Genomic DNA, 24,140 nt, shown 5'->3' with positions numbered 1-24,140 from the left:
CTCATGCCTCCTTCTACGTTCGTTCGCTTTCAGTTGTAATGAACCCGTCGTGACAGCACCCATCCGACAACAACCAGGACAAGACCGATGACCAGGGTGTACAGCCAGGACATGGCTGAGCTCAGACCGAAGTTCTGGGTTTTGAACGCGGTCTGATAGATCGCCTCGGTCACCGGGCTGCCGGCAAAGGAATCAATGATCGTATAGATGACATTCGTCAGAATCAACGGACTCACCATTGGAAACGTAATTTTCCAGAATGATTCATAGGCCGTTGCGCCTTCAATTTTGGCTACTTCATACATGGAGCCCGGTACCGATTGCAGCGCAGCGAGGAAGATTAGAATCTGCACGCCAGAGCTACTGACAATATCGTAAATACGCATAATGGCTTCCACGATGTAATCCACATATGCCATCGGCAGCCCCACATCATTCAGCATCCGCACGATTGAAACGACGTTGAACGAAGCTCCCCCCTCCGTCGACGTATCCACTGCACTAATGTCCCCCATTAGATTGATCAACCCTGCGGACTCGGCCGCCGCCACCGCACTGGAGGCCAGAATGACCGGCAGGAAGAAAATCGCACGCGCCATTGTTCTGCCTTTGAATTTCTGGTTAAGCAGTGTCGCTGTAAACAAACTGAAGAACAGAATCATCGGCACATTCAGCAGCATCGCTCCAACCGAATCCACCAAGATCCGGTTAAATGTAGCATCAACTAGAATGGCATCCTTAAAATTTTTCAATCCTACAAAGTCCAGTACATATCCTCCTGGGGCAACCGAAAGATTGCTCAAACTGAACCGGATCGATTGCAGCAGCGGCGTGGCGAACAGGAAGATGAAACCAATCAGCCATGGCGAAATAAATGCAAGTCCTAGCATCGCTCTACGTGATTTCAGTGATAAACGAAGGGTTCTCATCGGTTCACTCCTTCCACTGCATAATCCGCCCCGCCAACGGTAATTCCATCGATCGTTACCGGAGCATCATTGTAATTCACGAGAATAGACGCACCGTCACGGTATGTGACACGCACAACGCCATTCTGTATTCGTTCATGCTCGGTCATTGGCTGGTTCCGCAAATCACCTAGTACCTCATTCGCTTCCTTGTATAATGCAACCGCCTCATCTAACCAATACGCGTAATCAGTGGCATAAGCCGAATCATAACTGGTCAGCTTCAGCTTGGACGATGGTGCATACGTCCATTGAAACTGTGGAGCGGAGCCCAACTCCAGACTGCGGAGCAGCTGTTTGCGCAGATCCTGATCCCCTGACGTATTCATTGGAGAAGCAGCGTAATCCATATATCCATGAATGACCATTTCATAAAAAGGAACTTCCTCATCGGTAATGTTGAACCGACTGGAGCCTGAGGGAGCATCCACAATATGCTGCGTATATCCCCACGCATAGGCGTTAGCGGAGGATAACATCATGTTCGGATACTCCTGCTGCAGCTTGCCCAGCTGCTCCTTCACGATGTTCTTCGCGGTCTCCCGGTGGATGACACGATGATCGCGATAATCCGAGCTCAATACCTGCCCAAGATCACGCAGCGATAATGCGTTGAGTTCCAGTTTATTGATTTTCCCGGCAAACTCGCTCACCACATACGGCAGCTTGGCGGCCGATAACAGATAATAACTGTCTTTGCTCTGATCCATCCGGTTGAGAGCAGGACTGTATGGATACAATTCAGCCGTCTCCTTGGTTACAAATCGCGCTGCATCGGAGGATGGAGCAAAGTTCCAATCATCGTGATACACGCGCTGGAACGCCACATCAGGGAACAGCGCTCCTCCAGACTGATTCAATTGTTCAGACAGCTTCTGTAATTCAGAACGACTGCCCACTTCACTGTCCAACTTGACCTGGGTAGGTGTATGGTGGCTGAAGCCGCCGCCAAACCATCCCTGATACCGCATCTGCACGCGATTCACACCCTCCTGCTGCAGCTTGGCAGCCATTTCAGCCGCTTGTTCATATGTCGTCATTGCCAATGTGGTCCGATAAGGCACACCAAGGAATGAAGCTTTTTTGTCCACTGCACCTAACACATCCACGTAAAAAGGTAATGCCGACTCGCCTTCCAGCGGTTTCAGCAATTTCAGTACGTTCTGCACCACCAATTGCTGCTGATACAAGCGGGCCATACCGGAATAGGTGGCATCCTTTCCATTAAGGAAATGGTATCGTACCTGAATATCCCCACGGAACGGTTCCTCGCTCAATAGCTGAATCTCCTGCATCTTTTGCGAGGTATACATCTCCAGTTCATCTTCACCCCGCAGGGAAAACGAGCCGTAGACATGGTTGTAACTATTTTGCCTGCCTCCAATATCCGCAGAGATACTGGCCATGCCATCCCCTTTTTCAATCACGGCAAACCAGGCATGTTCACCGTTCTTCAGACCGAACACAGGCATATGCGCAGATTCACTCACCTGAGGACGACTGAGCGAATTATCGTTCGGATCTGCACCATACACACGCTGTACGTACTGCTCTTCCTTGACCTTTCCGTTGTTTAGATGGATCAGGCTGCCCGAACCATCCGGGACAAACATATAACCTTCACCTTTCGTATCCGCGGCACCAAAGTAAGCGAGCAGGTCGATATTGCGAATGCGGTATTGTCCGCTCTCTTTCACCTGACTTAACGGCACGGTTACAACCAACGAGCCTTGATCCAGCCGATATTCCACCGGAATGACGAAGCTCGGCTTATCCGATACGCCCCCGCCTTCGACTCCATTCTCCTTATTGTCAAAAGCAAGATCGTCAGCGGTGTACCCCGCCGCCTCAAAGGCATCCAGCATCTTGTTCAGCACAAGCTGCTTTGAGATTTGTCCATCCAACCGTTCCAACACATCCGGGTTGTTCTTGGTTGGATAATAACGGGCAGACGTATATCTTGCGACCGTAGCATCCAGTTTCGAAAGGACCTTCTCCTCCAGACGCTGTTTGCTGATCAGTTTGGGCAGGGCATCAATACCCAGCGAGGTATCCCCAAGCGTGTATGTAACCCGAATCCCTTGATCCACATTCGCAGCTGCGAACTGTTGGTTGCTAATACTGGAGCTAAAGTTCGGGAAGTTCTCCAGCGTACCGATTGCATCCCGAAACGACACGTTCAGCTGGGAGGACAGAACTTCCTTTTCATAACCGGAAGCCAGCCCATCCTGATTACGTTCGTTCGGATTGCTGTACCAGATCTGTCCACTCGTTCCATCACGAACGGCTATTTCCGTCGTCTCCTCGTTGTAATAAAGCGCCAGTCCCCGGTGTTCGGCAACCAACTGCATACCCGGCACACCCTGCGAAGAATCGGTTAAGAATTGCAGTGACTCCGTCTCGGATGGTATGGCCTCTGTTGTGGCTTCCAGATAAGCCGTTGCTTCTACGGCAGGTACTCCCCTGTTATTGATATACAGCAGTCCGGCTGCAAGCAGGATCACAGCTGCACCACTGGCCAGCACCGCATATATTCGTTGCCTTTTGTTCACGGATGCCGCCTCCTTTAGGTCCGAAAAATCAACTCGCGATAGATGTTGTAACCGAATTCATATAACTGCTGCAACATGCTGAACACCAATGCTCCGAGGAACACGATAATGCCCATTACAATCATCGTCAGCAGTATCGTAAGGATCGTTTTGATCACCGTATACTGGTGGACGGTCATCATGCCGATGAACAATAGCAGCAGGAACCAGATGAAGGCGATACTGGTGAACAAATAATAAAAGGCGGTCTCTTCCTGCACCATAAACCGGCTGATGATAATCATCGGAATATAGATCAAAATGACCGGAATAAGCGAATACCCTGTCGCCAAAACAATTTCCTTGAACTGGCCTTCCCCTTCCATCAGCGTGGTGACCGCCCAGTTGGCTATGCACCAGAGGAAGAATGGTGCAGCAATCGTCAGCATCTCCTGGATGCTGTTAATGGTGCGCGGGTCCGTATAATTGACCAGAAACCCGGCGTACTGCTTTTGCAAAATCATAATGATGATCGTGAGGATCAGTGCTCCAAAAGCAACGGTCAGCCTGCCACGATGATCCGACTTGAGATCCCAGAATGCATCGATAGGGTGAAAAATGAGATGCAGCGGAAACTTAATGTAATCCTGCTTCACGTTCAATCTGCCTCCTCCGTCTCCATTTAACCGCCACTCGGACCAGGATCAGAATAAAAATCAGTGCGATGGCAAGTGTCAGAAAGGTCCCGAAATGCTCCTTCATCATCTCTCGCCGATATCTTTTGAACGCGACAGAGTAACTCTTGCGATCCATTCCCAGCTCGAAGTAACCTAGTGCCTCCTCGTTTTTCTTCTCCATCAGTAAAGACTTGCCGATACCGATATAGGCGATATCATAGTTGGCGTTCAGCTTCAGCACTTCTTGCCAGATATGGACAGCCTGCGTATCCTCACCCTGATAATGAAAGGCAACCGCTTCATTCACGCTGGCTCCAAACCGAGTTGGCTCATAGATCACCAGATTGTTTTTCCCCCGATCCAGCACCAGCTGATGATCCCCGGATTGTTCCATGGCGACTGGTGTTTTGAGCGTGCCCACCTGATTGCCTTTGCCTCCATATACGTAGAGCAGATGACCTTCATCATCATAAGTAAACACCCGGTTCTGCGTCGCATCCAGCACACTGTACATGCCGTTCCCCAGTACTTTTACATCAATCAGTTTGGACGGACCCGGGTTATTGCGGAACCTGATATCTCCTTTGACTTCAAAGTAACCAAATCTCTTCAGCACATCCTCGCCGGATGGATTGAGACGTTTAATCGGTTCGCTGGAACCCGGGTCGATATTGGTCGCATATACGAATCCTTTGGCGTCGATATCGACATTGGAAAACTCGGTCGGTACAAACAAAACCATCTGCGCCCGCTGGGCTTTGGTGGAGAGCATCCGCCAAATGTATTCACCGTAGTCGCGTTCCACCTTGTTCGTACCAACGTATCCAATGAACTGACCGCTCTCGTCAAACTGCATAATTCCTTCGTAGACACCCTGAGCCACTACATACACCCGGCCTACCCGGTCAACCGTCAATTTCAGCGGTTGGAACTGGAAATTGGTTGCGATGATATCGGACTCCGGCTTCGTAATGGTATGGATCAGTTGGCCTTCCGCATCCAGTACAACCACGCGGCTGTTCCCCGTATCAGCGATGTATACTCGTTCCTCTTCATCCACGAATAATCCACCTGGAGCATTAAAACTCTCCTTGCTGCCGTCCATCATAAATTCTTCGATCACCCGCAGCAGCTTATAGTCCGCGTCCAGCACAACAATCCGGTTGTTGCCGCTATCCAAAATATAAATCTGCCCGGAGGGAGAGACGTTCACATCACCGGGGTCTTTGAATTCGCCAATGCCCAGGTCGCTGCCCGAGATGGTTCGCTGAGGCAGATAGGCATCCGGTGAAGGAACGGCCTCCTTCCAGTAGTTATAGTTATAACTCTCATACGGCGCCGGGGAGGCCGCCGCAGGCACGGCATTCACCAGCAGCAGCGATACTGCCGCCAGGAGAACAAGCCATCTTTTCACTGTGCGTGCCATATCGTTCCCCCTTATTCCTTCATGCCCGAGCTCGCCATTGTCTCAATGATGCGGCTCTGAGAGAAAATAAACAGCGTAATGGGCACACTCATCAAAATAAGTGCCACCGCAGCACCTGCGCCTGCCCGGGATATGCCGCCCTGAATGATCTGACCCGCCGCATAGTGCAGGGTCTTGAGCTGTTCACTGTAGATGTATCCATTGCCATCACTGCCCCACAGCATCTGGAACAGCAGTATGATCAATGTGAGCCAGGCTGGCTTTACATTCGGCATGACAATGGACCAGAAAATCCGGTATTCACTGGCACCGTCAATTTTGGCTGCTTCCAGCAGCGCATCCGGGATCTGCTCCATGAACTGTTTCATCAGATACAAACCTAATGAATAGGCGAATGCCGGAATAATGACGGCCCAATACGTGTCAATCCAGCCGAGCCATGACATGATCATATAATTCGGAATGGCCGTCACGGCAGGCGTGAACATCAGGGAAAGCACAACGACCTGGAACATGAATACTTTGCCCGGAAATTTGTGCTTGGCGAGCGGGTACGCTGCTGCCGAAGCGAGCAGCACATGACCCACGATGCCAATGCCCGTAATAAATACTGTGTTGAATATATATCGTGAGAACGGAACCCACGAGTCACTCAGCAGATTCAGCAAGTCGGAGAAATTGCTGAACGTTGGATTTTTAACAAATAGCGTTGGTGGAAAGGTAAAAATCTCATCCAACGGTTTGAACGCATTATTGATCGCATAGATCAGCGGCAGCACCATGAAAGCACCAAATATGAGCAGAAGGGCAAACAGGGAGAGGCTTCCCGATAAGGAGCGGTTCACCCGCTTTTTGCCTGTCACAATTGCAGCCATAGCTATTCTCCCACCCTTCGAAGCAGTTTCTGTACCAGCAGGTTGGTGCCCACCATGATCATGAACAGCACGGTTGCAATCGCCGACGCGTACCCCATTTCAAACCGCGTTGTACCAAAGTCGATCAAATGGGTCACCACCGTCTCCGCCGCATAGTTCACACTTGGGAATCCGGCCAGTGCAATAGAGACATCTGCCACGGCAAACGAGGTTGTAAGTTGAATGACCGCTCCGAACATCAGCTGTGGGCGCATTGAAGGCAGGGTGATATACCAGAGCTCCTGCCAGCGATTTTTGATTCCGTCTACCGCGCCTGCCTCATATAACGTCCGGTCTACGGTCTGCAAACCGGCGATAAACGCCAGAAAGCCTGTGCCAAGACTGAGCCACAATTGCACCAGAATGAGAATCGGCATAATGTAGGCTTCCGTTTTCAACCACTGGATCGGTTCCAGCAGAAATCCCCATTTGATCAGCAGTCCATTAGCTATACCATAGCGATCCCCCGAGAAAATCATCAGCCAGATAAAATAGACATTCCCCGAAATGGATGGTGCATAGAAAATCAGTGTCATGAATGCTCTCCATTTGGGCGTTAACTCATTAATAATCCACGCGAACACGAAACAGGCAATATAACTGATCGGTCCGGTGATAATGGCAAACAGCAACGTATTTTTGATGGCAATGAGGAATACGTCATCCTCCAGAAACAGCCGGGTGTAGTTCTGCCAGCCAATAAAACGCGGAAACTCCAACATATTGAAATAGGTGAAGCTGAGTATGATGGAGATGACCACCGGAAACACAGTGAACATGGTGAACAGGATCATGTAAGGAGCGAGCAGTACATAGGAATGTTTGCTGGCCTTCATTTCCTTGAGCTTCCAGGACCACCATGATTTTATGCCCATGCCTGGCGTTTTCTCAGGAGGACTGTTTTGTCCGTCTCGGAGTGATATTTGTGACACTGTTAACCCTCCCTCTGCTTACGGAAGACCAAATTCATTACGCTTGATCCGAATCTCGTCCTGAATATACTGGGTGTAATCCATGATGGATTCCCTGGCTTCCACTTGGCCAACAACCGTCTTGTAAAATGCATTGAACAGATGGCGTCCGGTAAAATAACCGCCTGGTACTTCAGGAATTCCCTTCACTGTCTCAAATTGTGCCTTCAAATTCGCATAATCCTCCGCAGGCCACGGAAGCGAATCGAGTGCCTTGATGTTGGCTGTCGGATAACGCGCAGCCGCGCCCATCAGCCCTTCCATCTCACGACCAAACTCAGCCTGAACCGGTGTGCTGGTCCACCATTTCATGAACTCCCACGCAGCTTCCTGATCCTTGGCGCTCTCCAGCATCATGACAGCGCTGCCGCCACCCGGAACATCCCGATTCAATGTTCCATCCGGCTGCACCGTCCCCGGAACCGGAACAAATCCCCATAGTCCACGGATCTCCGGTGCAAATACGGACAACTGGTTATACATCGTATAATCCGTTAGACCAATCGGCATCTGTCCTGTCCGGAAACGGTTGGCAAAGTCGTACTCCCGCTCCAGCTTGTAATCGGTATAAAACTCGGTCCACTTCTTAAATGTCTCAATACCGATACGGGAATCCAGATCCGATTCCTTGCCGTCATTGCGATAGAAGGAGCCGCCGTTCTGTAACAGCATCGTGGCATACTGCGAGTTAGGCGGAATGTTCACACCTTGCATGTTGGCCTGGGCCACTACTGGCATGCCAAACTCCATATGATTTTTGCTCAGAATCGCCAGCAGGCTCTCCACATCTTCCCACGTTTGGGGAACTTCAAGGCCCAGCTCTGCAAGCACGTCTTTTCGGTAAAACAACATATTAAAGGTCTGTGTCTCCGGCAGAGCGTACACGCCCGAATCATAGGCATATGGCACGATGGCACTGTCCCTGAACTCTTGTTCTACCGTGGTGTAGTCACTAAACTGGGTGAGATCCACAGCCGAGTTCCGCATCGCAAAGTTCACGGGCAGATCATTGCCGATCTGCATTGCTACATCCGGTCCTTCGCCCGATAAAGTGGCTGGCAATAATGTGCCCATGTTGACCAGCTTCAAATTGACGTTAATACCGCTCTCCGGGGTAAATGTCTCATCAATCATTGCTTTCATCGTATTCGCCTGATCCCGGCCACTGCCGATCCAGACCGTCACCGTGCGCTGATCCTCCGATGTGGATACATTCCCGATCTGGTTATAATCAATGAAAAACGAATGATAGAATGTCTTCGCTTCATGACCGAGCTTCGCCAGCGGACCCATACCCGTGCCGGGAATGCTCCTGTCTAATGAAGCTACATAGAGTGCATCTATTTCAAGCGGTTGCTCGCGAGCCTGCTGCACCCAAGTGCCCAGTCCGCCCGTGTTCGTTTTGTATGCGGCAAGTCTTCTTGGAATGGTATCCGGCTTGTCGATCATCTCATCCAATTGTTGGGCCATCGTTTGGATCAACGCTTCCTGATCGCTGGACTGGCCTGACAGGAGGCGAAGCTGCCTTGCCACTTCCTTCAAACGTTTGCTTTCCCCGCTGAACACCTCCAGCAGATTCGGAATTTGCTTCTCCACCCGATAATCCCGGAATTCATCCGGCTTGGTGCCTGTGATCATCAGGATTCTCCGGTACATGGAGTTCAGGTTGTAGAGACTGTCCTCCACATTGCGAATAAGTGGTGCAAAATCTCCCAGGCTGTTCTCCAGCCGAATGACATGCCTGCCTTTTTCCAACTGAAACTTGTATGCTTCCTCACCGCCCAGCACATCAATGCGATAGTCACTTTGGTAACGGAACGGCGCCTTCGTCATCTCCGCAAACGGAATCTCGCCATCGATGGTCAGCTTACGGGTGGAATAGATGCCTTTGACAAAATTTTGCTGAGCGGTAAAACCGATATGATACAGTCCACTCTCCGGCACATCCACTTCCCATTCGATCCACTGTCCAGGCAGTCGCCAGTTAAAGCCGCCAATCGTATTAATACGCACCTGGGAAGCGCTGTAAGGAGATACGGCTGAACTTGATCTTTCACTGGTTGGATATAGCGTAGGTGAAGATTTGGTAACAGCCGCTTCCCCTTCAATTCGAATGAGTACATCCTTAGGCTGAACGGATGAGTCCAGCTGCTGCGCCCCTGCGGTTTCCGAATAAGAAACGGCTGGCTTCTCATTGAATAGCCGTAGCGATCGAATCACCATGGGTTCGCGAGAGGATTTCAGCGTTAGCGTGTGTTCTCCTTTTACCAGATAGAACTTGAATGGAGCCTGTTCGTACCCGTCCGAGTCCTGAAATGTTTCCTCTATCCAACGGGGCTTCTCAACTTGTTTTGGACGAAGATCATTGCCCTGGTTATCCTGTTCAACGGCCTGCTTCTCATTTCCCCATACCCGGTCAAACTGCAAATAAGCGGCTTCCGCAAACGGAAGTTCACCGTCTATGTACAAGGCACGCTCAATTGCCGAACTTTTGCCTTCTACGGGAAAATAGACAGCAGAAAGGTTGTACAGCCCGGTTTCCGGCACGTCAACAACCCAGTCAATCTCGCCTGTCTCCCCGGTATGAAGCGATACACCCGTCTTGCCCTCATAATCATTCAGCTTGCGTACCTCTTCACCCTCTGCCCGTATGTAATCCCCGGCTTCAATGGTCATGTCCACATTCGGTAGTGGGGCCTCGCCTGCTTGGGACAGATATTGTTCATATCCTTTCTTCTGCCTCGTCTGCTGCAAGATGGCATCCACCTCAATAGCAGGCAAACTGCCAGAAGGCAGAGCCACACTCTTTCCACCTGCACCGGAAGTAAGCAAAAGTATGACGCAGGCTGCCGCTGCTGCAATGACTGTGGGCAGGATCCATTTCTTTCGTTGTAGAATTCCAGCCATCCTACGAGTCCTCCTCATCAAGGCTGATGCCAGCAATGCCTATTCGGTGATACAGAGAAAGAGGTACCCGTGCGCGAGCCCGGACACGTGGCACCCCTGTCTGAATCATGCTGGTGTTATTGTTTGCCGAGTTTATCAACTGCCGCTTGTGCCTGTGCTTTGTACTTCTCGGCAGTTGCCGTAACGGAAGCATTGTTTTTGATAATGTCGTTTACATAGTCACCGATTGGATACCCCGCGTAAGCGTCATCCAGCAGGATGCGGCCCGTTCCCGCGATATGCTCGCGAATCATGGCGATGTCCTTCTCGTCGGTATAGCGGCTTTCCAGGTAATCCTGACCTGGATACTCTTCAATCTGCGGGATGTCGAACGTTTCCTCATAGATTTGGTATACCATCTTAGGGTCTTGCACACCTTTTGGAATGAATTTGGCTGAAGCCGCATTGTTGGCATATGTTACATCCTTGCTGCCCTGAGGACCATTCGGAATAGGTACGACTCCAGCAGCAAAGGTGATATCGCCCAATTGCCATTCCGCAGCAGTGAACAAGGCCACATCCCCATCTTTGAATGTGTTGCTTTCCTCCCAGTTTGTTTTGTCTCCCGTTTTGACTTTCACGACATTCTCCACGTTATACAGGCGTTTGACGAATTCAGCAGCTTCAATTGTTTTCGGATCGGACAATCCTTCTTTTGAATGTTCGTCATCTACAATCGTGCCGCCATTAGCTGCGGTAAAGTGGCGAAGCACGTCAATGGCCCAGCCGGAGAACCCGTATACGTCCATTTTCCCGTCGTTATCCGTATCTTTGGTAGCCTGTTTCGCCAGTTCCATGAATTTATCCCAATTCCATTCGCCTTTGTTGTACAGTTCCTGAGGATCAGGCAGGGACAGCTTCTTGAACAAGTCACGGTTATAGTGAAGTCCCAGACCGATGCTGGTCGGAGAATCGAATGCGTAGGAGTTGCCTGCGATGGCAGGATATTTTGTGATCAGGTTAGCCTCTTGATTGATGTTGTTCTCAGCTGTGGTGAATTCGGAGATCGGCAGCAGTTGCCCTTTGAGGATGGCGGGTAGTGCGGATTTGTACTCCATCTGAACGATGTCTGCGAACGGTTCGCCAGCCAGCGCAGTCGTTGTGAATTTGTTCATGTATTCTTCGAAAGGCACATTCACAAACTCGATTTTCACGTTGTATTTCTTCTCAACTTCAGCAATTTTATCTAGTCTCGCCTTATCCGATGCGGTCTCCCCCGCTGGCTTCAAATCCCACCAGGCCGCAACCTTGATGACACGTCCACCCAAATCCGGCACATCGACTGCCACTTCTTCCGCTCCGCCTTCTTTGTCTGTCTCGGCAGTTCCCGTGCTGTTGCCTGAATTGGTAGTTGCATCTGTACCCGGCTGAGCTGTCCCCCCACCACTGCAAGCGGATACAAAAAGCATTACGGCTAATAACATGAGCGGCAAAACGTTCCATTTTCTAGTCATGATTTTAACAACCTCCCCGAATGTGTATACAAATCATGGTCTAAGCATAATTCCTGAACTTCAATCTACCTAATAAAAACGAACGACCACCACCATTTGTTATTTTCATGTTTGGTTTTCACAAACAAAATTTAACATAGCGCAATGTAAGCGTCAACATTTTATTGTTAACATTTTCTAATTATTCTGATAAAATGCTGTTATATCGCTTATAAATCTTATCAAGCAAGTATATTATCCAGATATATTTCTGAGCACCTCCATATTCAAAACGAAAACATTCTTGATATTTTGTTATTTCTCAAAATAACAAAATAATAATACACATTTCAAAATCCGCCTTTTCTCCTGAAAATATGTCCATCACTGAGGTCTATTTCCGTCGTTACATGTATGGAACACTAACATTTCCACTTCTCCGGCCGTTATTAGATTAAGAGAAATACATCATGATATACTAGAATCAGTTTCTCATTGTTCAAGGTAAAAATACGGCTGAACTACGAGTGTAAGGATGGTATGATGAAGACGAAGGTAACAATTCAGGAAATTGCACATTTTACAGGACTGTCGAAATTTGCGGTCTCACGAGCACTGTCCGGAAAATCAGGTGTTAGTGAACAGACACGGGACGTTATTCTCAAGGCCGCTGGCAAGCTTGGATATTTCAAAGATAACAGCATGTTATCTGGTGATATGTATAGCAGCAATGAGCTTCAGGACCCGCAGAACACGCGGTGGAGCGGAACGATTTTGGTTCTGTTCCCCAACGTTCGTTACCAGAATCAGGAATCCGAATACTGGGGGCCTGTCTTTAACGGGATATCATCCCGACTGAATCAGAAAGGCCTCAATATCCTCACTCTGACAGAGCCTTCTGCGGACCAATTGTTCACGCTGCTGAACCCGGATGCCATTCGGGGCATTATTACGGTCGGTTCCATCTCGACACCGATTCTGCTTGAAATCAAGCGTCTGGGCATTCCCGTCGTTATGGTGGATCATCTGGACCCCGTCTTTCACAGTGACAGTATTTTTACAGACAATTTTGCATCCATGCGTGACATTATGCTCTATCTTCTGCGCAAGGGGTTCAAACGGTTTCAGTTTGTTGGAAATACCAGTGATGCTCACAGCTTCTATGAACGTTGGGTGGCCTATACTTCAGTATTGATGGGACACGGATTGAATCTGAATCAGATCCCGGAACTGAGCAGCCCGGAGGTGGATGATTTCCGCAAGACGTTTACGTCCGTCATTAACGAGGAGAACTTGCCTGAGGTTTTTGTCTGTGCCAATGACTTCTTTGCGCTCTACACCATTGAAGCCCTGGAGAGCATGGGAATTGGGGTACCCGATCAGTGCGTGGTCACCGGTTTTGATAATGTGTACGACAATATCCCGGTGCTCGCCACGGTTAATGTAAACAAGGAGCTGCTTGGTGCACGCGCAGTCGACCAGATGTTATGGCGTATTGTGAATCCGGAGAGTAATGTAGAGAAAAAGCTGATTCTCGCTGATGTTATGATTCGGGAACAGTACGGAAGACATAGCGGATAAACAGTAAGGTATCAAGAGACGCCAAAACACCCCCATAACCAGTGCTTACCTGGTTTGGGGGTATTTGAGTTTGGGTGTCATATAAAAATAGTTAACTTTAAAAGTCCATTCTACGTATCTGTCCGTACATCATCCCAGTCCTGATCAAGGTAACAAATCAGCCAGTTCAATGCCCGGTGACGTTCGTAGGCAACTCCGCCATTGAGATCCGCGGGAGGTGTTTGTTCCTTCACACGACTGTCCACACACACCCAGTTATACCGGTAAATGAGGTCCGCTGCATCCAGAATCTCGCTTTTGGAGCGAAACCGTGCCCCGGCTACAAAGGCTTCAACATTGTCACATTGCTGCAAATACCCTACATCTTGTCCGACGTTACACAGATTTACCGGAGCTCCAAGTTCCTTGACGTAGCCAAGCGCCCATAACATCACATGATAAGCTTCATATCCCCATGAAAAGGAGATAACCTCCTGATGCTCTGCCCCATGCTGCTCGATAAATCTTCTCTCCACAGGTGAAAAAAATGAAGCTGCATCATACTTGTCGATCACTTCCTGGACCAGCGCTGCAGTATCTTCCGCGCTTTCGCCTGCTCCCAGACACTCACCCTTAAGAGCTGCAATGCAAAGCGCTACCGCGCGCTGTGCGACTTCTTCCACACTACGGATCGTTGTATGCTCATCCCCCGCTCTTGCGGGCAAATGAACATTAAAGGGGATTCCTTGCTCTGTTAGAAGCTGCTCTGACCGCTCTTTACGCAGAGTTGCAGATTCCGATGGGGGTCTGACATCGTCCAGAAAACTGGTGTGCGCTGTCACCTTGTAATCCTCCACTTCGGATTCTCCGTTGGCATCCAGCAGCAGCTGACCTTGCGCATTCAGCAAGGACCCACCTCCCCAGAAGATGACTGCATCCAGGGCATCGGCCAGAGTCAATAATTCATTGAAGAATTCCTCCGAGATGTCTTCTTCCGTCTCGATGCCAACAACCATATTCAGTGCAGCGCATTTAATCAGTACCTTTTCCTGTAACGAAGCATTCTTTCCCTCAATCTGACTCAGAAACCCCAGCATTCCTTGAATCATTGCAGCAAATTCTTCAGGGTGTGTCTGGCTGGTCATGATATTGAAGCCCTTCGTCTTTTTGCTAAATAACTTCTTGCGTGTGACTTGAATATGGGTTTTGTCTTCCTTACGCTCAATTATATCCTGAGGATATATGGATTGAATCATTTCAAACAGCTGATCCAGGTCAAACTGAGAGCTGTATATCGCACAATTTCTCATGAGATTCACCTTCTTCTTTTTATAAGCTCAACTAATCAATATTTACACTGACACTCCGATGACAGAACAACCTTCCGATCGCTGTTATCCCCAGATTTTTTTGATTCCTTTTTCAACAGGGAAAATCTCGGGATAAAGGCGAGGTGTATGCTTCCGATGCAGCTTTCTTTCAGAAAGCTTTTAGCTTCGTTTCTTCAGGTTATTTCTGTCCTCTCCGTTATTGTGTAAATGTTTAGTTGAACATATATAATTCAGTCCTTATATGGGTCGAATTCATTGCCTCCGGCCATTGCGACACCTACGGGGCGAAGGATATGGTTGATTTTCAAAGTATCAGCATGCGCATTCAGCACGTCCTGCAGCTTCTTGTACACAAATGGACTTTCATCCGTTCCTGCACCCCTCAGCTCCACCCCATAGGCACGAATCGCCGCCTGCATCTGTTCCTCGCTGATCTCGCCGCCCATGCGGGTGCGCAGCTTATAATTCATTTTGCCAGCTGCTTGAGTCCGGCTCATCATGCGTCCAGCCCCATGCACGGTACTGCGAAACGACTCGGTATTCTCCTCGCTGTGGATACCCTCCACAATGACCGAGATATCTCCCATGCTGCCTCCTACAAAACCAAGCTGTCCCGGTGACAGCGGCGTTGCTCCTTTGCGGACTACCACCACATCTTCGCCCATATGCTTTTCTTTCCAAGCAAAGTTATGATGGTTATGAACCGCGTACTCTGCGCTCGCTCCGAGAATTCCAAGCACCTGTTCAATGACATAATCACGTCCTGCATACGCGTATCGGCCGGCAAGAGTCATCCCGTCCCAATACATATCACCCATTTCACTCTTGAGGTCAAACAATGTCGGCGGTTGATCCATCGATTCTCCCGGGGCTTTGCCACTGAACTTGCGTCCAGCAGCCAAATTCAGAAAACCACTCGCAACCTTGTGTCCGAAGCCGCGGCTGCCAAAGTGGTTCGCAATCCATACTTTACCCGTCGCCTCTTCCACAAAAATATCCACAAAATGATTGCCGCTGCCCACCGTCCCGAGCTGGTTGCGTGCGAGTGTCTTCAACTTGTGCTGTAATCCAGGCTCGATGGAATCAAACAGCTTCCAGCTAGCATCCTCAAACAGTTCATGCTCCACAGGTGTTGGATTGTTGCGGCCTACGCCGAAGGATATGGTTGAGTTAATGTCATCCATAATAACAGCAATCTGATCCCGGATATCATCCCACATCAGGTTGGTACGCACGGCCTTGTTACCGCAGGCAATATCATAACCGACCCCTGACGGGCTAATCATGTTCCGGTAGGCAACCACACCGCCGATGGGCTGTGAGTACCCTTTGTGATGGTCCGCCATGAGAGCCACGCCCAGTACGTCACCATGCTGCGAGCAAGTCACCGCCTGACTTACTGCATTCTCCAGCGGCTCCCCCCAAACTTTAATGTTATCCACTATTCTCATGATCTGTAAAACCTCCTGTCTCATCAAAACGCTTTGTATATTTTACCAGAAATCATGCCATATGGGCAGGAAATCTACTTGACATGTGAATCGATTATCAGTATGGTGTGAATGAGTTCACACTTCAAATTAAGGAGGAATCTATGCCAAAAAATACTTTCTTTCGTTTAGATGAAGCAAGGCGCGAGGAAATATCTAATAGCGCTATGCATCTTTTTGTTGAGAATCTTTACGAGGATATAACTATGAAGATGGTTTTAGATCGTTTGTCCATGCACCCCGGAACATTTTATCGCTATTTTGAAGACAAAGATGACCTTTATTGTCTCTTAGTACGTAATGTGACCCAGAAAAGAGCTGCGTATTTTAATAACAGTAATGAAGATTCCCTTTACCGGTTATTCCTTACAGGTTTACTTGGTAACGTTGATGGCACTGTGACCGAGCCGCTGAATGAGTTGGAAATCAAACTCACTAAAACATTTTTAAACATTCCTGAGAACACTTTGCTTAAAGTATATCTGAATGTGCTAAAGGGCGAGTCATTCCCCTTAATCAAGGACATTTTACGCCGGATGAGGGTTGATGGATATCTCCGACCTGATATTGACGACGACTTGATTTCTTTTATGTTTGAGTCAATGCAGTTTAATTTAGTCATGTTTTTTAGGGAATTCGATATTAAGGACTCTAAGCTGCAACATAAAATTAGCAATTACTTTGCTGACTTTATGGGTCATGGACTGCTTGAAGATCATAAATATTCTGAAATGGTTAGCGATCTCAAGAAAGCCAAGGAGTAGATATGATTCACTGAAGATAGGATGTAATCGTTTCACCGTTTTGAAAAGCGCTTATAGCGCAATGTAAGTATTTCACATTCGCCACTTTTAGGGGGAACAGGACAATGAAAACGTATGACGTATTTCCAGAACCGATTGGCGGCTATACTGTCGGTCGAACCCAGATGGATTTTGAGTACACGGCATCAGATCACTCCAAAAGAGAACTGACGGCGTTTGTGTACTATCCGTCCGACAGCAGCGAAGGTGAGACTACATCAACGTACATGTTTCCTGAAGTCTACGAGATGTTAAATGAGCAGCCACTTGTCACTGGGTATCTTAACGGGAAGGATTTTTTCTCTATAGATATCAAGACCCGGTGTTACGACGACATTGCTCTCTCTGGGAAGGAAAAGCGCTATCCGGTGTTATTCTATGTTTGCGGCGGGGGCGGTTCTCCGGAATGGGGTACAGTGATCTGTACAGACTTGGCAAGCATGGGATATGTTGTGGTAAGCATCGGCCATCCGAATAGCACGATGTATAAGCGTAAAGATGGGCGCCTGTTTAATGTATCAAACGGTTTTTCGGATGTCATAATGGCATTGTCTGAAGATCCGGAGATGCAGGCGTTGGCTGGTAAGATGGAGATGCGGCCTGACGATGAAACTGCCGTTGAGATGAACCGTAACGTGCTTACACTCCCGGTACTTGCCAAGGTAACAGAGTATAGTGAGTTACAGGCAGAAGATGTACGGTATGTAGCTGATTATCTGTACAAACTGGACGCTGGAGAGCTGAATACCATTTTTAAAGGCAGATTGCTCCTTGACACCGGCATGGGCATCGTCGGACATTCTTATGGAGGGCTTACGACGGCGATGGTTTGCCGGGACGACGACCGGTTCGCCTGCGGGATTGGCTTGGACAGCGGTGCGTTCGGTCTTCTGGGCAGCGACCTTAAGAAGCCCTTCCTGCTGCTGTTTCGTGAACCCAACTACAACATGAATGCGATAATTGGCGCTAACAATAGCAGGGAAACCTATTATTTCTCTGTTGATCGTGTTGCGCATTTAGATTACTGCGACATCGTGTTTACCAGTGTTAATGAGGAACTCAGAGGCGAACGAGATGCTATGGAGATGCGAAATCTTGTTACAGACTATACGAAGAACTTTTTTGATCATTACATCCTGCAGAAGGCAGCAAGTGTGGAAAGTCTGGCATACGATGGCGTGGACTTGATCAAGAAGTACCAGCAACAAGTGACATAACCGAGAGTGTGCAGATAAACGCATGTCAAAAAGCTAGCCGTACAGACAGAGAGCCGATAACCGCGTAATAGGGTTATCGGCTCTCTCATATTTCAGGCATTGTTTTCTAATTGAGATGATAAGCGGTGTTTTCACCGTTGAAAAACACACTTGAAGATGTTAGAAATTGGCTGGATTCTAGAACAGACATTGAGATTACAGACCTATCAACAGACTTAACCAAGAAAAAGAAGCTAAAATTGTACACGCTTGGAAACAAACTCCTCATACATATTGTATTTTATACCAAACAAAATGACATATATATATTGCAAAAAGACTCAAATAATATTATCATGAAGGGCATAAGAAATATTTCCCACATGTACACAATCTTTATAAAGGAGAGATCACTCATGAAATGGTTCAAAAAAAATGGCAATCTGGATGAGCGTATCGTCAATCTGAAAAACAAGGTGTACAAGGAAGCTTACACTTTAATCATGTGCATCTGCGGCATCTCCATCATGATCAAAAGCTTTCTCAGTTGGGAAACTTACTCCATGCTGACGGAAGTGATCATCCTTCTCGCAGGAGGCATCTATTTCGGAGTTCGTTCCGTCATGCTGGGCATTTATTCGGATGAAGTTGAAGTCCATGACCAGACGAGCAAAATTTCATATAGCATGCGCAACATAATTACGGGCCTAATTATCGGTATTTCAATGGCCTTGTTCCTGGGCATAAGAAGTTCCGTTTTGTTTGCCGAGACTTTGCATGAGAAGTGGTGGTTTTTCTTCCTCGTATTTATCACTTCACTGCTGCTTTATATTCCGTTCTTTGCAGGATTCAACGTCGTAGTCCACCACTTTGCCAACAAAGCAAGTCAAAAAGCAGCACAAAAAGATCAATGGGATTCTTAGAAAGGATACAAGGGTGAATGGGCATGAAAAATATACGATTAAAAGTCGCCCGGGTAGAAAAGGATCTATCGCAGGACGATCTGGCACGGATCGTTGGTGTATCGAGGCAAACCATTGGTCTCATAGAACTTGGAAAGTATAACCCGTCCCTCAGCTTATGTATTGCCATATGCAAGGCACTCTCAAGAACACTGAATGACCTGTTCTGGGACGAAGAGCAGACTTAAGCCGGATGGTTCCAATACGAAATCATTTATGATCACGTACATGATGAAGGAGGCATTATTTTGATTTATTTCAGGAAAAGAAAAACGGGTGCTGTACTTGCACTGACTACAGCCATACTGGCGAGTTCGCTCTATCCAACAGGGCATGCAGATGCTGCAGCATCATCCGCCATGGAGACCATACAGGGTCAGGTAACCCAAGTGCAATCCGCGAAAACGTCGGATGAGAAAATTGTGGAGTGGAATGAATGGGCCAAAGATCATGCGTATCGACTAGACAGCATCCAGCCTGTGAAGACAGGTCAGGAGCGAGACTCCTTTTCGGATCTGAATATGCTGAAGCCCCTGCTGCATGACAAGCGAATTGTATTTCTGGGTGAAAGCTCCCATGGGGTTGCCGAATTTAATCTGGCGAAGACCCGGTTGATACAGTTTTTGCATCAGGAAATGGGATACAACGTTCTTGCCTTTGAAAGCGGTCTCTCCAACACATCCCTAGCTAATGCCATGATAAAACAGCAAAGTCCGGAACAAACGATGAAAAACTCCATCTTCGGCGTCTGGTGGTCCAAGGAAATCACACCCTTGTTCGATTATCTCAAAACAAACGCACAAACCGAACAGCCTCTCATCCTGACCGGTTTCGACATGCAGCTGCAATTCCCGTTGTTGGACGGTAACTGGCTGAAGGATAAAGAGCTCGCCAAGCGTCTCGCACAAACGGAACAAAAGCTGTCCAATTTCTCTGCCGGAACGGATCTGAAAGCCTACCACGCTGAGAAAAATGGAATCATCAAGGTATACAAGGATGTCCTTCAATCCCTGAAATCCGAAGCGAACCAGACTTATCTGCAAAAAGAATATCCGAATCAACCGAAACTTTCCATGCTGCTGGAGCGAAGCCTCAATGATCGAATTCGTGTAGCGAGAGAATATGTCGATCTTTCGATCCGTTCAATGGCTGAAATGAATGAAGGCAAATATGAGTCGTTTTTTGATTCAATGGCGTGGCGCGATCAGGCGATGCATGACAATCTCATGTGGCTCGCTACCGAAGTATATCCAAACGAAAAGTTCATCGTATGGGGACATAATGATCACATCCGCAAAGCCCAAAGCGAAGTAATGGGCTCACCTTATCCAGTAACTTTAATGGGTGAGATGCTTTCGGAGGAAATGAAGAAATCCAGTTATGTTCTTGGATTGTATGCATCCAGCGGTCAAACGGCTGATAACGCCGGCGGAGTTCATGCCGTTGAGCCTGCAGAACCCGGTTCCGTTGAGGCCATTATGTCCGCTACGAATACGCCTTACAGCTTCCTGGACCTTCGATATCAGAGCAGGGAAACAGGTAACTCCTGGATGTTCGAACCACGATTTGCATACAGCTGGGGCATGATCCCTGAGAGTTTTGTCCCACGTGATCAGTATGACGGCATTTTAATGATTGACGATGTTCATCCACCGCAATATATCCGATCATCCTCATCTGGTTCCAAAGAACAAACGAAAGAGTAAAAAAGAGCCTTCGGCTCTTTTTTTACTCTTTATTACCCATTTTTTCACTTCTTACTGATCTTAAACTTGAACTCCCATGTCGCCGTGTTACCCGAATAACGACCTCTGTTCTCCGTCACGACAACCGATAAAGTCTTGTTCATTGATTTGGAAATGGAGGAAACCTTAACATTCATGCTTTTGCTTCCCAAATCAGGGATTTTGTCCTGTTCCTCGGCGTTTGCTTTTAATTTCACCGTGTCCGTTGGTTTAAGATTCAACGTGACCGACGAACCCTCCTCCAGGTCCTTTCCGTTCACACTTGCCCCAATGGCCCATTCATTACCGACGGAATTGTTCTCTACCAGCTCAGCACTGACAAGCGTCACGGTCACTTTAACCGTTTTGGCAGCGGCATAGGATGTTGGGGAGCATACAGCGAATACTAAACTCAGAATCATCAAGACATTAGCCCATTTTTTGAACACGAGAGTGCCTCCCTCATATATTAGTTCAATTCTTTCAAGACTATGCCTTATTCGCCCTGCTTCATAAGTACTCCTTCTACCTACTAGAAATTTTCCGTGCTATATGGATTAATTAAAATGCTTCCGGTAACCCTGAACTTTCTCATCCTTAAAGCCCAGCTTTTCATAGAAAATATGAGCCTCCTTGCGCTGATCGCCAGACACCAGAATCATGTATTCACATCCAAGATCTCTCGCAATATACTCAATCTGAAGCATAAGCTTCTGACCGATGCCTTGCCTGCGTACCTGATCGGATACAATCACATTCTCCACAACCATGAAGGGGTTGCACTGACCAGCCAGATCCATACATTCAATGCCCATAACCGATCCGGCCAGTTCGCCGTTATAAAATGCACCGAGCACATAGTAGTGTCCATTTTGCTGGATATAGTGGAACATCTTCTGCATCTGCTCTTCATTGGTCGGTCTACCCATCAATTCGTTGTATAACTGGCTTAACGCCGGTAAATCTTCAAGTTCAATTGCTTTAATGGTAACCATAATGACCCTCCTGATTTTTCTCCTATTTCACATATGCTGTCTTAAGTTAGGTCCTTCTTAAAATAATAATGGCTGTGTCCTGTCGGTGCATTCTCGATCGTTGCGATCAATTGGTAGCCATGCTTCTTGTAAAAATCCGGTGCCTGATACGAGAACGTATTTAGTTGGATGAAATCACAGGATTTCTCGCGCGCAATGCGTTCAACCTCACGTAGCAATTGGGAACCGTAACCATGTTGCCGTTGCTCTGCATCCACCCAAAGAATGTCAACCTCCAACCAGTTCCAGCAAAGTGTACTGAGCACACCTGCAACAATATCGCCAGCCTCATTTTTGATGTTGAAATTCAATTCTTCGTAACGATGCCTTAATTCCTCGCTCACATGAGCTGCATTAAAAGCAATGAGTTGCTGGCGAACATATTCTGAATCCTCTGAAGTACTTGGATTGATGTTTAATTGGGACATCCTCTTCTCCTCCTTCTCGTTATTACTCCATGGTAAATATTTGAATGGGTCCATCCCACCCTGGCTCTCTAACCTCTTCGTAATTATTATGGGTATAACGTGCAATGACCTTACGCCAGAAAATCTGAGCGGGCTCATTCGTCTCCATCTCCGCTACTTTCCATGTCCCGGGAAAAAGATTGAACACCTGAATGGCGGCTTGCGCGCCGATGCCCATCTTTCTGAATTTTTTCATTACAAAAAATTCTGCCATTTCCCAAATGCTCGTTCCCTGTTCACTCTCGATTTCACGAATCAATGCGAATCCGGCCAATTTTCCTTCTACCCGGAACAAAAAAGGATGCCTGCCCGCTTCTGTCCAATAATGGTCCAGGTACACATATTCGTATAACCCGTTTTCGTTGACGTCCTCCGGGTCATATTCAGTAAAATCATATTTGTACAATTCCATCAGATTGCGCAATGTTGATTTGTGTTGATACTCTGCTTTATGAATCGATAACATGAGATTAGTTCCTCTTTCCGTTAGATTTCGTAGGCTGTCTTTATTTCAGTAATCTATAATTCACTAAGATGTAGTTCAATCCCGATAACAGCGTAACTCCTGCCGCTAGCCATAATAAAATCATATCAACTCGCACATCTGTCAGCAAACTGAACGGAACATTATTCAATAATATAGCCATGATAGCAGCCACCTGCAGTACCATTTTGATCTTGCCATATCGATCAGCAGCCAGGGCAATTCCCTGTTCAGTAGCAACCATACGAAGGGCCGTAATAACAATTTCTCGCCCTATAATGATAACAGCTATCCATGAACCGATCATATCCACCTGAACCATCATGATCAGCGCAGCCGAGATCAACAGTTTATCCGCCAGTGGATCAAGTAATTTCCCCAGTTTTGTAATCTGATTATATTTTCTAGCCACGTAGCCATCCAGCTTATCCGTCCCCGCAGCCAGTGCAAAAATAATAACTCCAATCACCAGACCATGCTGATCCAGAAAACGAATAAGCTCACTCGACTCCTGAATCCAGGACGGCAACGGGACGAAGCACAACATAAACAAAGGAATCAATGCCATTCTCGCCAAGGTGATTTTGTTAGCCAGATTCATGGGAAACCTCCCTCTTCTTCACTCCATATGTTGTGATTTCTCCACCCTTGCGCCATCCTCCTTTTTTTCACAAAAGGCTTTGTTAAAATTTTGTGTTAATAATTGAATAATCCAAAAAAAAAAGATGTCTGATGGGGAAACAACCTGTGAACGGCTCACAAAACGCGGAAAGTAATCAACCGACTAATCATTCAGATTGGAGTCCTCCAGTTGAAATATCAATTGAAGATGCGGAAGCTAATATCCCGTTTGAAATGAAACAGCCGTCCGTTCCTTTCCAAGTTGATCAAAAATCAGCAAGAATTTTAGATACCAATGGTACATATGATGCCGTAGAAATCACGTATGAAAATACCGATGAAGGATTGAGCCTGATCCTTATGATGACAAACTCAAAGGCTAATACGCCTCCGAATGGGAAAAAAGGACTAAAATTAGCTGACGGTTCGCAAACCTGGGACCAAGGAGACGAACATGTTAACGCCATTTATTGGAGAAATGAGGGTCTAACTTACTCACTTATTTCAGGAAAAAATAATAATCTTGAACCCTTATACGATCACCAAACATTAATTGAAATAGCAAAAACAATAAAATGATTTTGATAAACTACAAGATTTAA

The 24,140-nt window shown here is 47.4% G+C and carries 22 protein-coding genes; 7 read left to right on the top strand and 15 right to left on the bottom strand.

Annotation, left to right across the window (positions count from 1 at the left end; all coding sequences use genetic code 11):
* Positions 1-29: 29 nt before the first annotated feature.
* The 8 genes from P5G61_RS23145 to P5G61_RS23110 all read right to left on the bottom strand — a co-directional run bounded on the left by P5G61_RS23145 (position 30) and on the right by P5G61_RS23110 (position 11,887).
* Positions 30-929: a carbohydrate ABC transporter permease gene (locus P5G61_RS23145; RefSeq protein WP_301248582.1), complete on the bottom strand. Its 900-nt coding sequence runs from the start codon at positions 927-929 to the stop codon at positions 30-32.
* Positions 926-3,520, bottom strand: a complete 2,595-nt coding sequence (locus tag P5G61_RS23140; protein WP_301248581.1) for a DUF5696 domain-containing protein — start codon at positions 3,518-3,520, stop codon at positions 926-928. Before P5G61_RS23140 ends, P5G61_RS23145 begins: the two co-directional genes overlap by 4 nt.
* A 14-nt stretch (positions 3,521-3,534) precedes the next feature.
* Entirely contained in the window at positions 3,535-4,155 is a 621-nt protein-coding gene (locus tag P5G61_RS23135) for a Yip1 family protein (RefSeq protein WP_301248580.1), read from the bottom strand.
* Positions 4,136-5,602: an NHL repeat-containing protein gene (locus P5G61_RS23130; protein WP_301248578.1), complete on the bottom strand. Its 1,467-nt coding sequence runs from the start codon at positions 5,600-5,602 to the stop codon at positions 4,136-4,138. Before P5G61_RS23130 ends, P5G61_RS23135 begins: the two co-directional genes overlap by 20 nt.
* 11 nt (positions 5,603-5,613) lie before the next feature.
* On the bottom strand, positions 5,614-6,477 hold the full coding sequence (locus P5G61_RS23125) for a carbohydrate ABC transporter permease (protein WP_301248577.1): 864 nt from the start codon (positions 6,475-6,477) through the stop codon (positions 5,614-5,616).
* A 2-nt stretch (positions 6,478-6,479) separates the two neighbouring features.
* Positions 6,480-7,391 carry a carbohydrate ABC transporter permease gene (locus P5G61_RS23120; protein ID WP_301248694.1) on the bottom strand — a complete coding sequence of 304 codons (912 nt, stop codon included), beginning with the start codon at positions 7,389-7,391 and terminating at the stop codon, positions 6,480-6,482.
* A 75-nt stretch (positions 7,392-7,466) separates the two neighbouring features.
* Positions 7,467-10,394 carry an extracellular solute-binding protein gene (locus tag P5G61_RS23115; RefSeq protein ID WP_301248576.1) on the bottom strand — a complete coding sequence of 976 codons (2,928 nt, stop codon included), beginning with the start codon at positions 10,392-10,394 and terminating at the stop codon, positions 7,467-7,469.
* Between the two features lie 116 nt (positions 10,395-10,510).
* Positions 10,511-11,887, bottom strand: a complete 1,377-nt coding sequence (locus P5G61_RS23110; RefSeq protein WP_301248575.1) for an ABC transporter substrate-binding protein — start codon at positions 11,885-11,887, stop codon at positions 10,511-10,513.
* A gap of 522 nt (positions 11,888-12,409) precedes the next feature.
* Here P5G61_RS23110 and P5G61_RS23105 point away from each other — a divergent pair.
* Complete coding sequence (locus P5G61_RS23105) at positions 12,410-13,447, top strand: LacI family DNA-binding transcriptional regulator (RefSeq protein WP_301248574.1); 1,038 nt, start codon at positions 12,410-12,412, stop codon at positions 13,445-13,447.
* 110 nt (positions 13,448-13,557) lie between these two features.
* On the opposite strand, the gene P5G61_RS23100 is transcribed toward P5G61_RS23105, so the two are convergent.
* Complete coding sequence (locus tag P5G61_RS23100; protein WP_301248573.1) at positions 13,558-14,736, bottom strand: DUF4272 domain-containing protein; 1,179 nt, start codon at positions 14,734-14,736, stop codon at positions 13,558-13,560.
* Positions 14,737-14,987: 251 nt separating this feature from the next.
* Positions 14,988-16,208: an RtcB family protein gene (locus P5G61_RS23095; protein ID WP_301248572.1), complete on the bottom strand. Its 1,221-nt coding sequence runs from the start codon at positions 16,206-16,208 to the stop codon at positions 14,988-14,990.
* Positions 16,209-16,351: 143 nt separating this feature from the next.
* Between P5G61_RS23095 and P5G61_RS23090 the strand changes: the two genes are divergently transcribed.
* The 5 genes from P5G61_RS23090 (at position 16,352) to P5G61_RS23070 (ending at position 20,914) form a co-directional block, all read left to right on the top strand.
* A complete protein-coding gene (locus tag P5G61_RS23090) occupies positions 16,352-17,011 on the top strand; it encodes a TetR/AcrR family transcriptional regulator (RefSeq protein ID WP_301248571.1) in 660 nt (219 codons plus the stop codon).
* A 104-nt stretch (positions 17,012-17,115) separates the two neighbouring features.
* Positions 17,116-18,267, top strand: coding sequence for an alpha/beta hydrolase (locus tag P5G61_RS23085; RefSeq protein ID WP_301248569.1), 1,152 nt, complete (start codon positions 17,116-17,118; stop codon positions 18,265-18,267).
* A gap of 395 nt (positions 18,268-18,662) precedes the next feature.
* Positions 18,663-19,169: a DUF6773 family protein gene (locus tag P5G61_RS23080; protein WP_301248568.1), complete on the top strand. Its 507-nt coding sequence runs from the start codon at positions 18,663-18,665 to the stop codon at positions 19,167-19,169.
* Between the two features lie 23 nt (positions 19,170-19,192).
* On the top strand, positions 19,193-19,396 hold the full coding sequence (locus P5G61_RS23075; protein WP_175399435.1) for a helix-turn-helix transcriptional regulator: 204 nt from the start codon (positions 19,193-19,195) through the stop codon (positions 19,394-19,396).
* A 60-nt stretch (positions 19,397-19,456) separates the two neighbouring features.
* Positions 19,457-20,914, top strand: coding sequence for an erythromycin esterase family protein (locus P5G61_RS23070; protein ID WP_301248567.1), 1,458 nt, complete (start codon positions 19,457-19,459; stop codon positions 20,912-20,914).
* 44 nt (positions 20,915-20,958) lie between these two features.
* Here the strand turns inward: P5G61_RS23070 and P5G61_RS23065 are convergent, their stop codons facing one another.
* From P5G61_RS23065 to pgsA, 5 genes are all read right to left on the bottom strand, one after another.
* Positions 20,959-21,381: a hypothetical protein gene (locus P5G61_RS23065; protein WP_301248566.1), complete on the bottom strand. Its 423-nt coding sequence runs from the start codon at positions 21,379-21,381 to the stop codon at positions 20,959-20,961.
* Positions 21,382-21,489: 108 nt separating this feature from the next.
* Entirely contained in the window at positions 21,490-21,927 is a 438-nt protein-coding gene (locus P5G61_RS23060) for a GNAT family N-acetyltransferase (RefSeq protein ID WP_301248565.1), read from the bottom strand.
* 41 nt (positions 21,928-21,968) lie between these two features.
* Complete coding sequence (locus tag P5G61_RS23055; RefSeq protein ID WP_301248564.1) at positions 21,969-22,394, bottom strand: GNAT family N-acetyltransferase; 426 nt, start codon at positions 22,392-22,394, stop codon at positions 21,969-21,971.
* A 22-nt stretch (positions 22,395-22,416) separates the two neighbouring features.
* The gene (locus P5G61_RS23050; protein ID WP_301248562.1) at positions 22,417-22,899 is read right to left on the bottom strand and encodes a GNAT family N-acetyltransferase; all 483 of its coding nucleotides are present in this window, start codon (positions 22,897-22,899) and stop codon (positions 22,417-22,419) included.
* 40 nt (positions 22,900-22,939) lie between these two features.
* A complete protein-coding gene (gene pgsA, locus P5G61_RS23045; RefSeq protein WP_301248561.1) occupies positions 22,940-23,518 on the bottom strand; it encodes a CDP-diacylglycerol--glycerol-3-phosphate 3-phosphatidyltransferase in 579 nt (192 codons plus the stop codon).
* Positions 23,519-23,664: 146 nt separating this feature from the next.
* Here pgsA and P5G61_RS23040 point away from each other — a divergent pair, with 146 nt between their 5' ends.
* Complete coding sequence (locus tag P5G61_RS23040; RefSeq protein ID WP_301248560.1) at positions 23,665-24,117, top strand: hypothetical protein; 453 nt, start codon at positions 23,665-23,667, stop codon at positions 24,115-24,117.
* Positions 24,118-24,140 lie beyond the last annotated feature (23 nt).

The sequence above is a fragment of the Paenibacillus vandeheii genome (assembly GCF_030433635.1).
GTDB classification, from domain to species: domain Bacteria; phylum Bacillota; class Bacilli; order Paenibacillales; family Paenibacillaceae; genus Paenibacillus; species Paenibacillus vandeheii.
Note: the sequence above shows the minus strand (reverse complement) of the source record. Positions and strands in the feature narration are given on the sequence as shown.

Coding starts and splice junctions, on each gene's coding strand:
- P5G61_RS23145 (WP_301248582.1), bottom strand. CDS start 929: ATGAGAACCCTTCGTTTATCACTGAAATCACGTAGAGCGATGCTAGGA.
- P5G61_RS23130 (WP_301248578.1), bottom strand. CDS start 5,602: ATGGCACGCACAGTGAAAAGATGGCTTGTTCTCCTGGCGGCAGTATCG.
- P5G61_RS23125 (WP_301248577.1), bottom strand. CDS start 6,477: ATGGCTGCAATTGTGACAGGCAAAAAGCGGGTGAACCGCTCCTTATCG.
- P5G61_RS23120 (WP_301248694.1), bottom strand. CDS start 7,391: ATGGGCATAAAATCATGGTGGTCCTGGAAGCTCAAGGAAATGAAGGCC.
- P5G61_RS23115 (WP_301248576.1), bottom strand. CDS start 10,394: ATGGCTGGAATTCTACAACGAAAGAAATGGATCCTGCCCACAGTCATT.
- P5G61_RS23110 (WP_301248575.1), bottom strand. CDS start 11,887: ATGACTAGAAAATGGAACGTTTTGCCGCTCATGTTATTAGCCGTAATG.
- P5G61_RS23105 (WP_301248574.1), top strand. CDS start 12,410: ATGAAGACGAAGGTAACAATTCAGGAAATTGCACATTTTACAGGACTG.
- P5G61_RS23100 (WP_301248573.1), bottom strand. CDS start 14,736: ATGAGAAATTGTGCGATATACAGCTCTCAGTTTGACCTGGATCAGCTG.
- P5G61_RS23095 (WP_301248572.1), bottom strand. CDS start 16,208: ATGAGAATAGTGGATAACATTAAAGTTTGGGGGGAGCCGCTGGAGAAT.
- P5G61_RS23090 (WP_301248571.1), top strand. CDS start 16,352: ATGCCAAAAAATACTTTCTTTCGTTTAGATGAAGCAAGGCGCGAGGAA.
- P5G61_RS23085 (WP_301248569.1), top strand. CDS start 17,116: ATGAAAACGTATGACGTATTTCCAGAACCGATTGGCGGCTATACTGTC.
- P5G61_RS23080 (WP_301248568.1), top strand. CDS start 18,663: ATGAAATGGTTCAAAAAAAATGGCAATCTGGATGAGCGTATCGTCAAT.
- P5G61_RS23075 (WP_175399435.1), top strand. CDS start 19,193: ATGAAAAATATACGATTAAAAGTCGCCCGGGTAGAAAAGGATCTATCG.
- P5G61_RS23060 (WP_301248565.1), bottom strand. CDS start 21,927: ATGGTTACCATTAAAGCAATTGAACTTGAAGATTTACCGGCGTTAAGC.
- P5G61_RS23055 (WP_301248564.1), bottom strand. CDS start 22,394: ATGTCCCAATTAAACATCAATCCAAGTACTTCAGAGGATTCAGAATAT.
- P5G61_RS23050 (WP_301248562.1), bottom strand. CDS start 22,899: ATGTTATCGATTCATAAAGCAGAGTATCAACACAAATCAACATTGCGC.
- pgsA (WP_301248561.1), bottom strand. CDS start 23,518: ATGAATCTGGCTAACAAAATCACCTTGGCGAGAATGGCATTGATTCCT.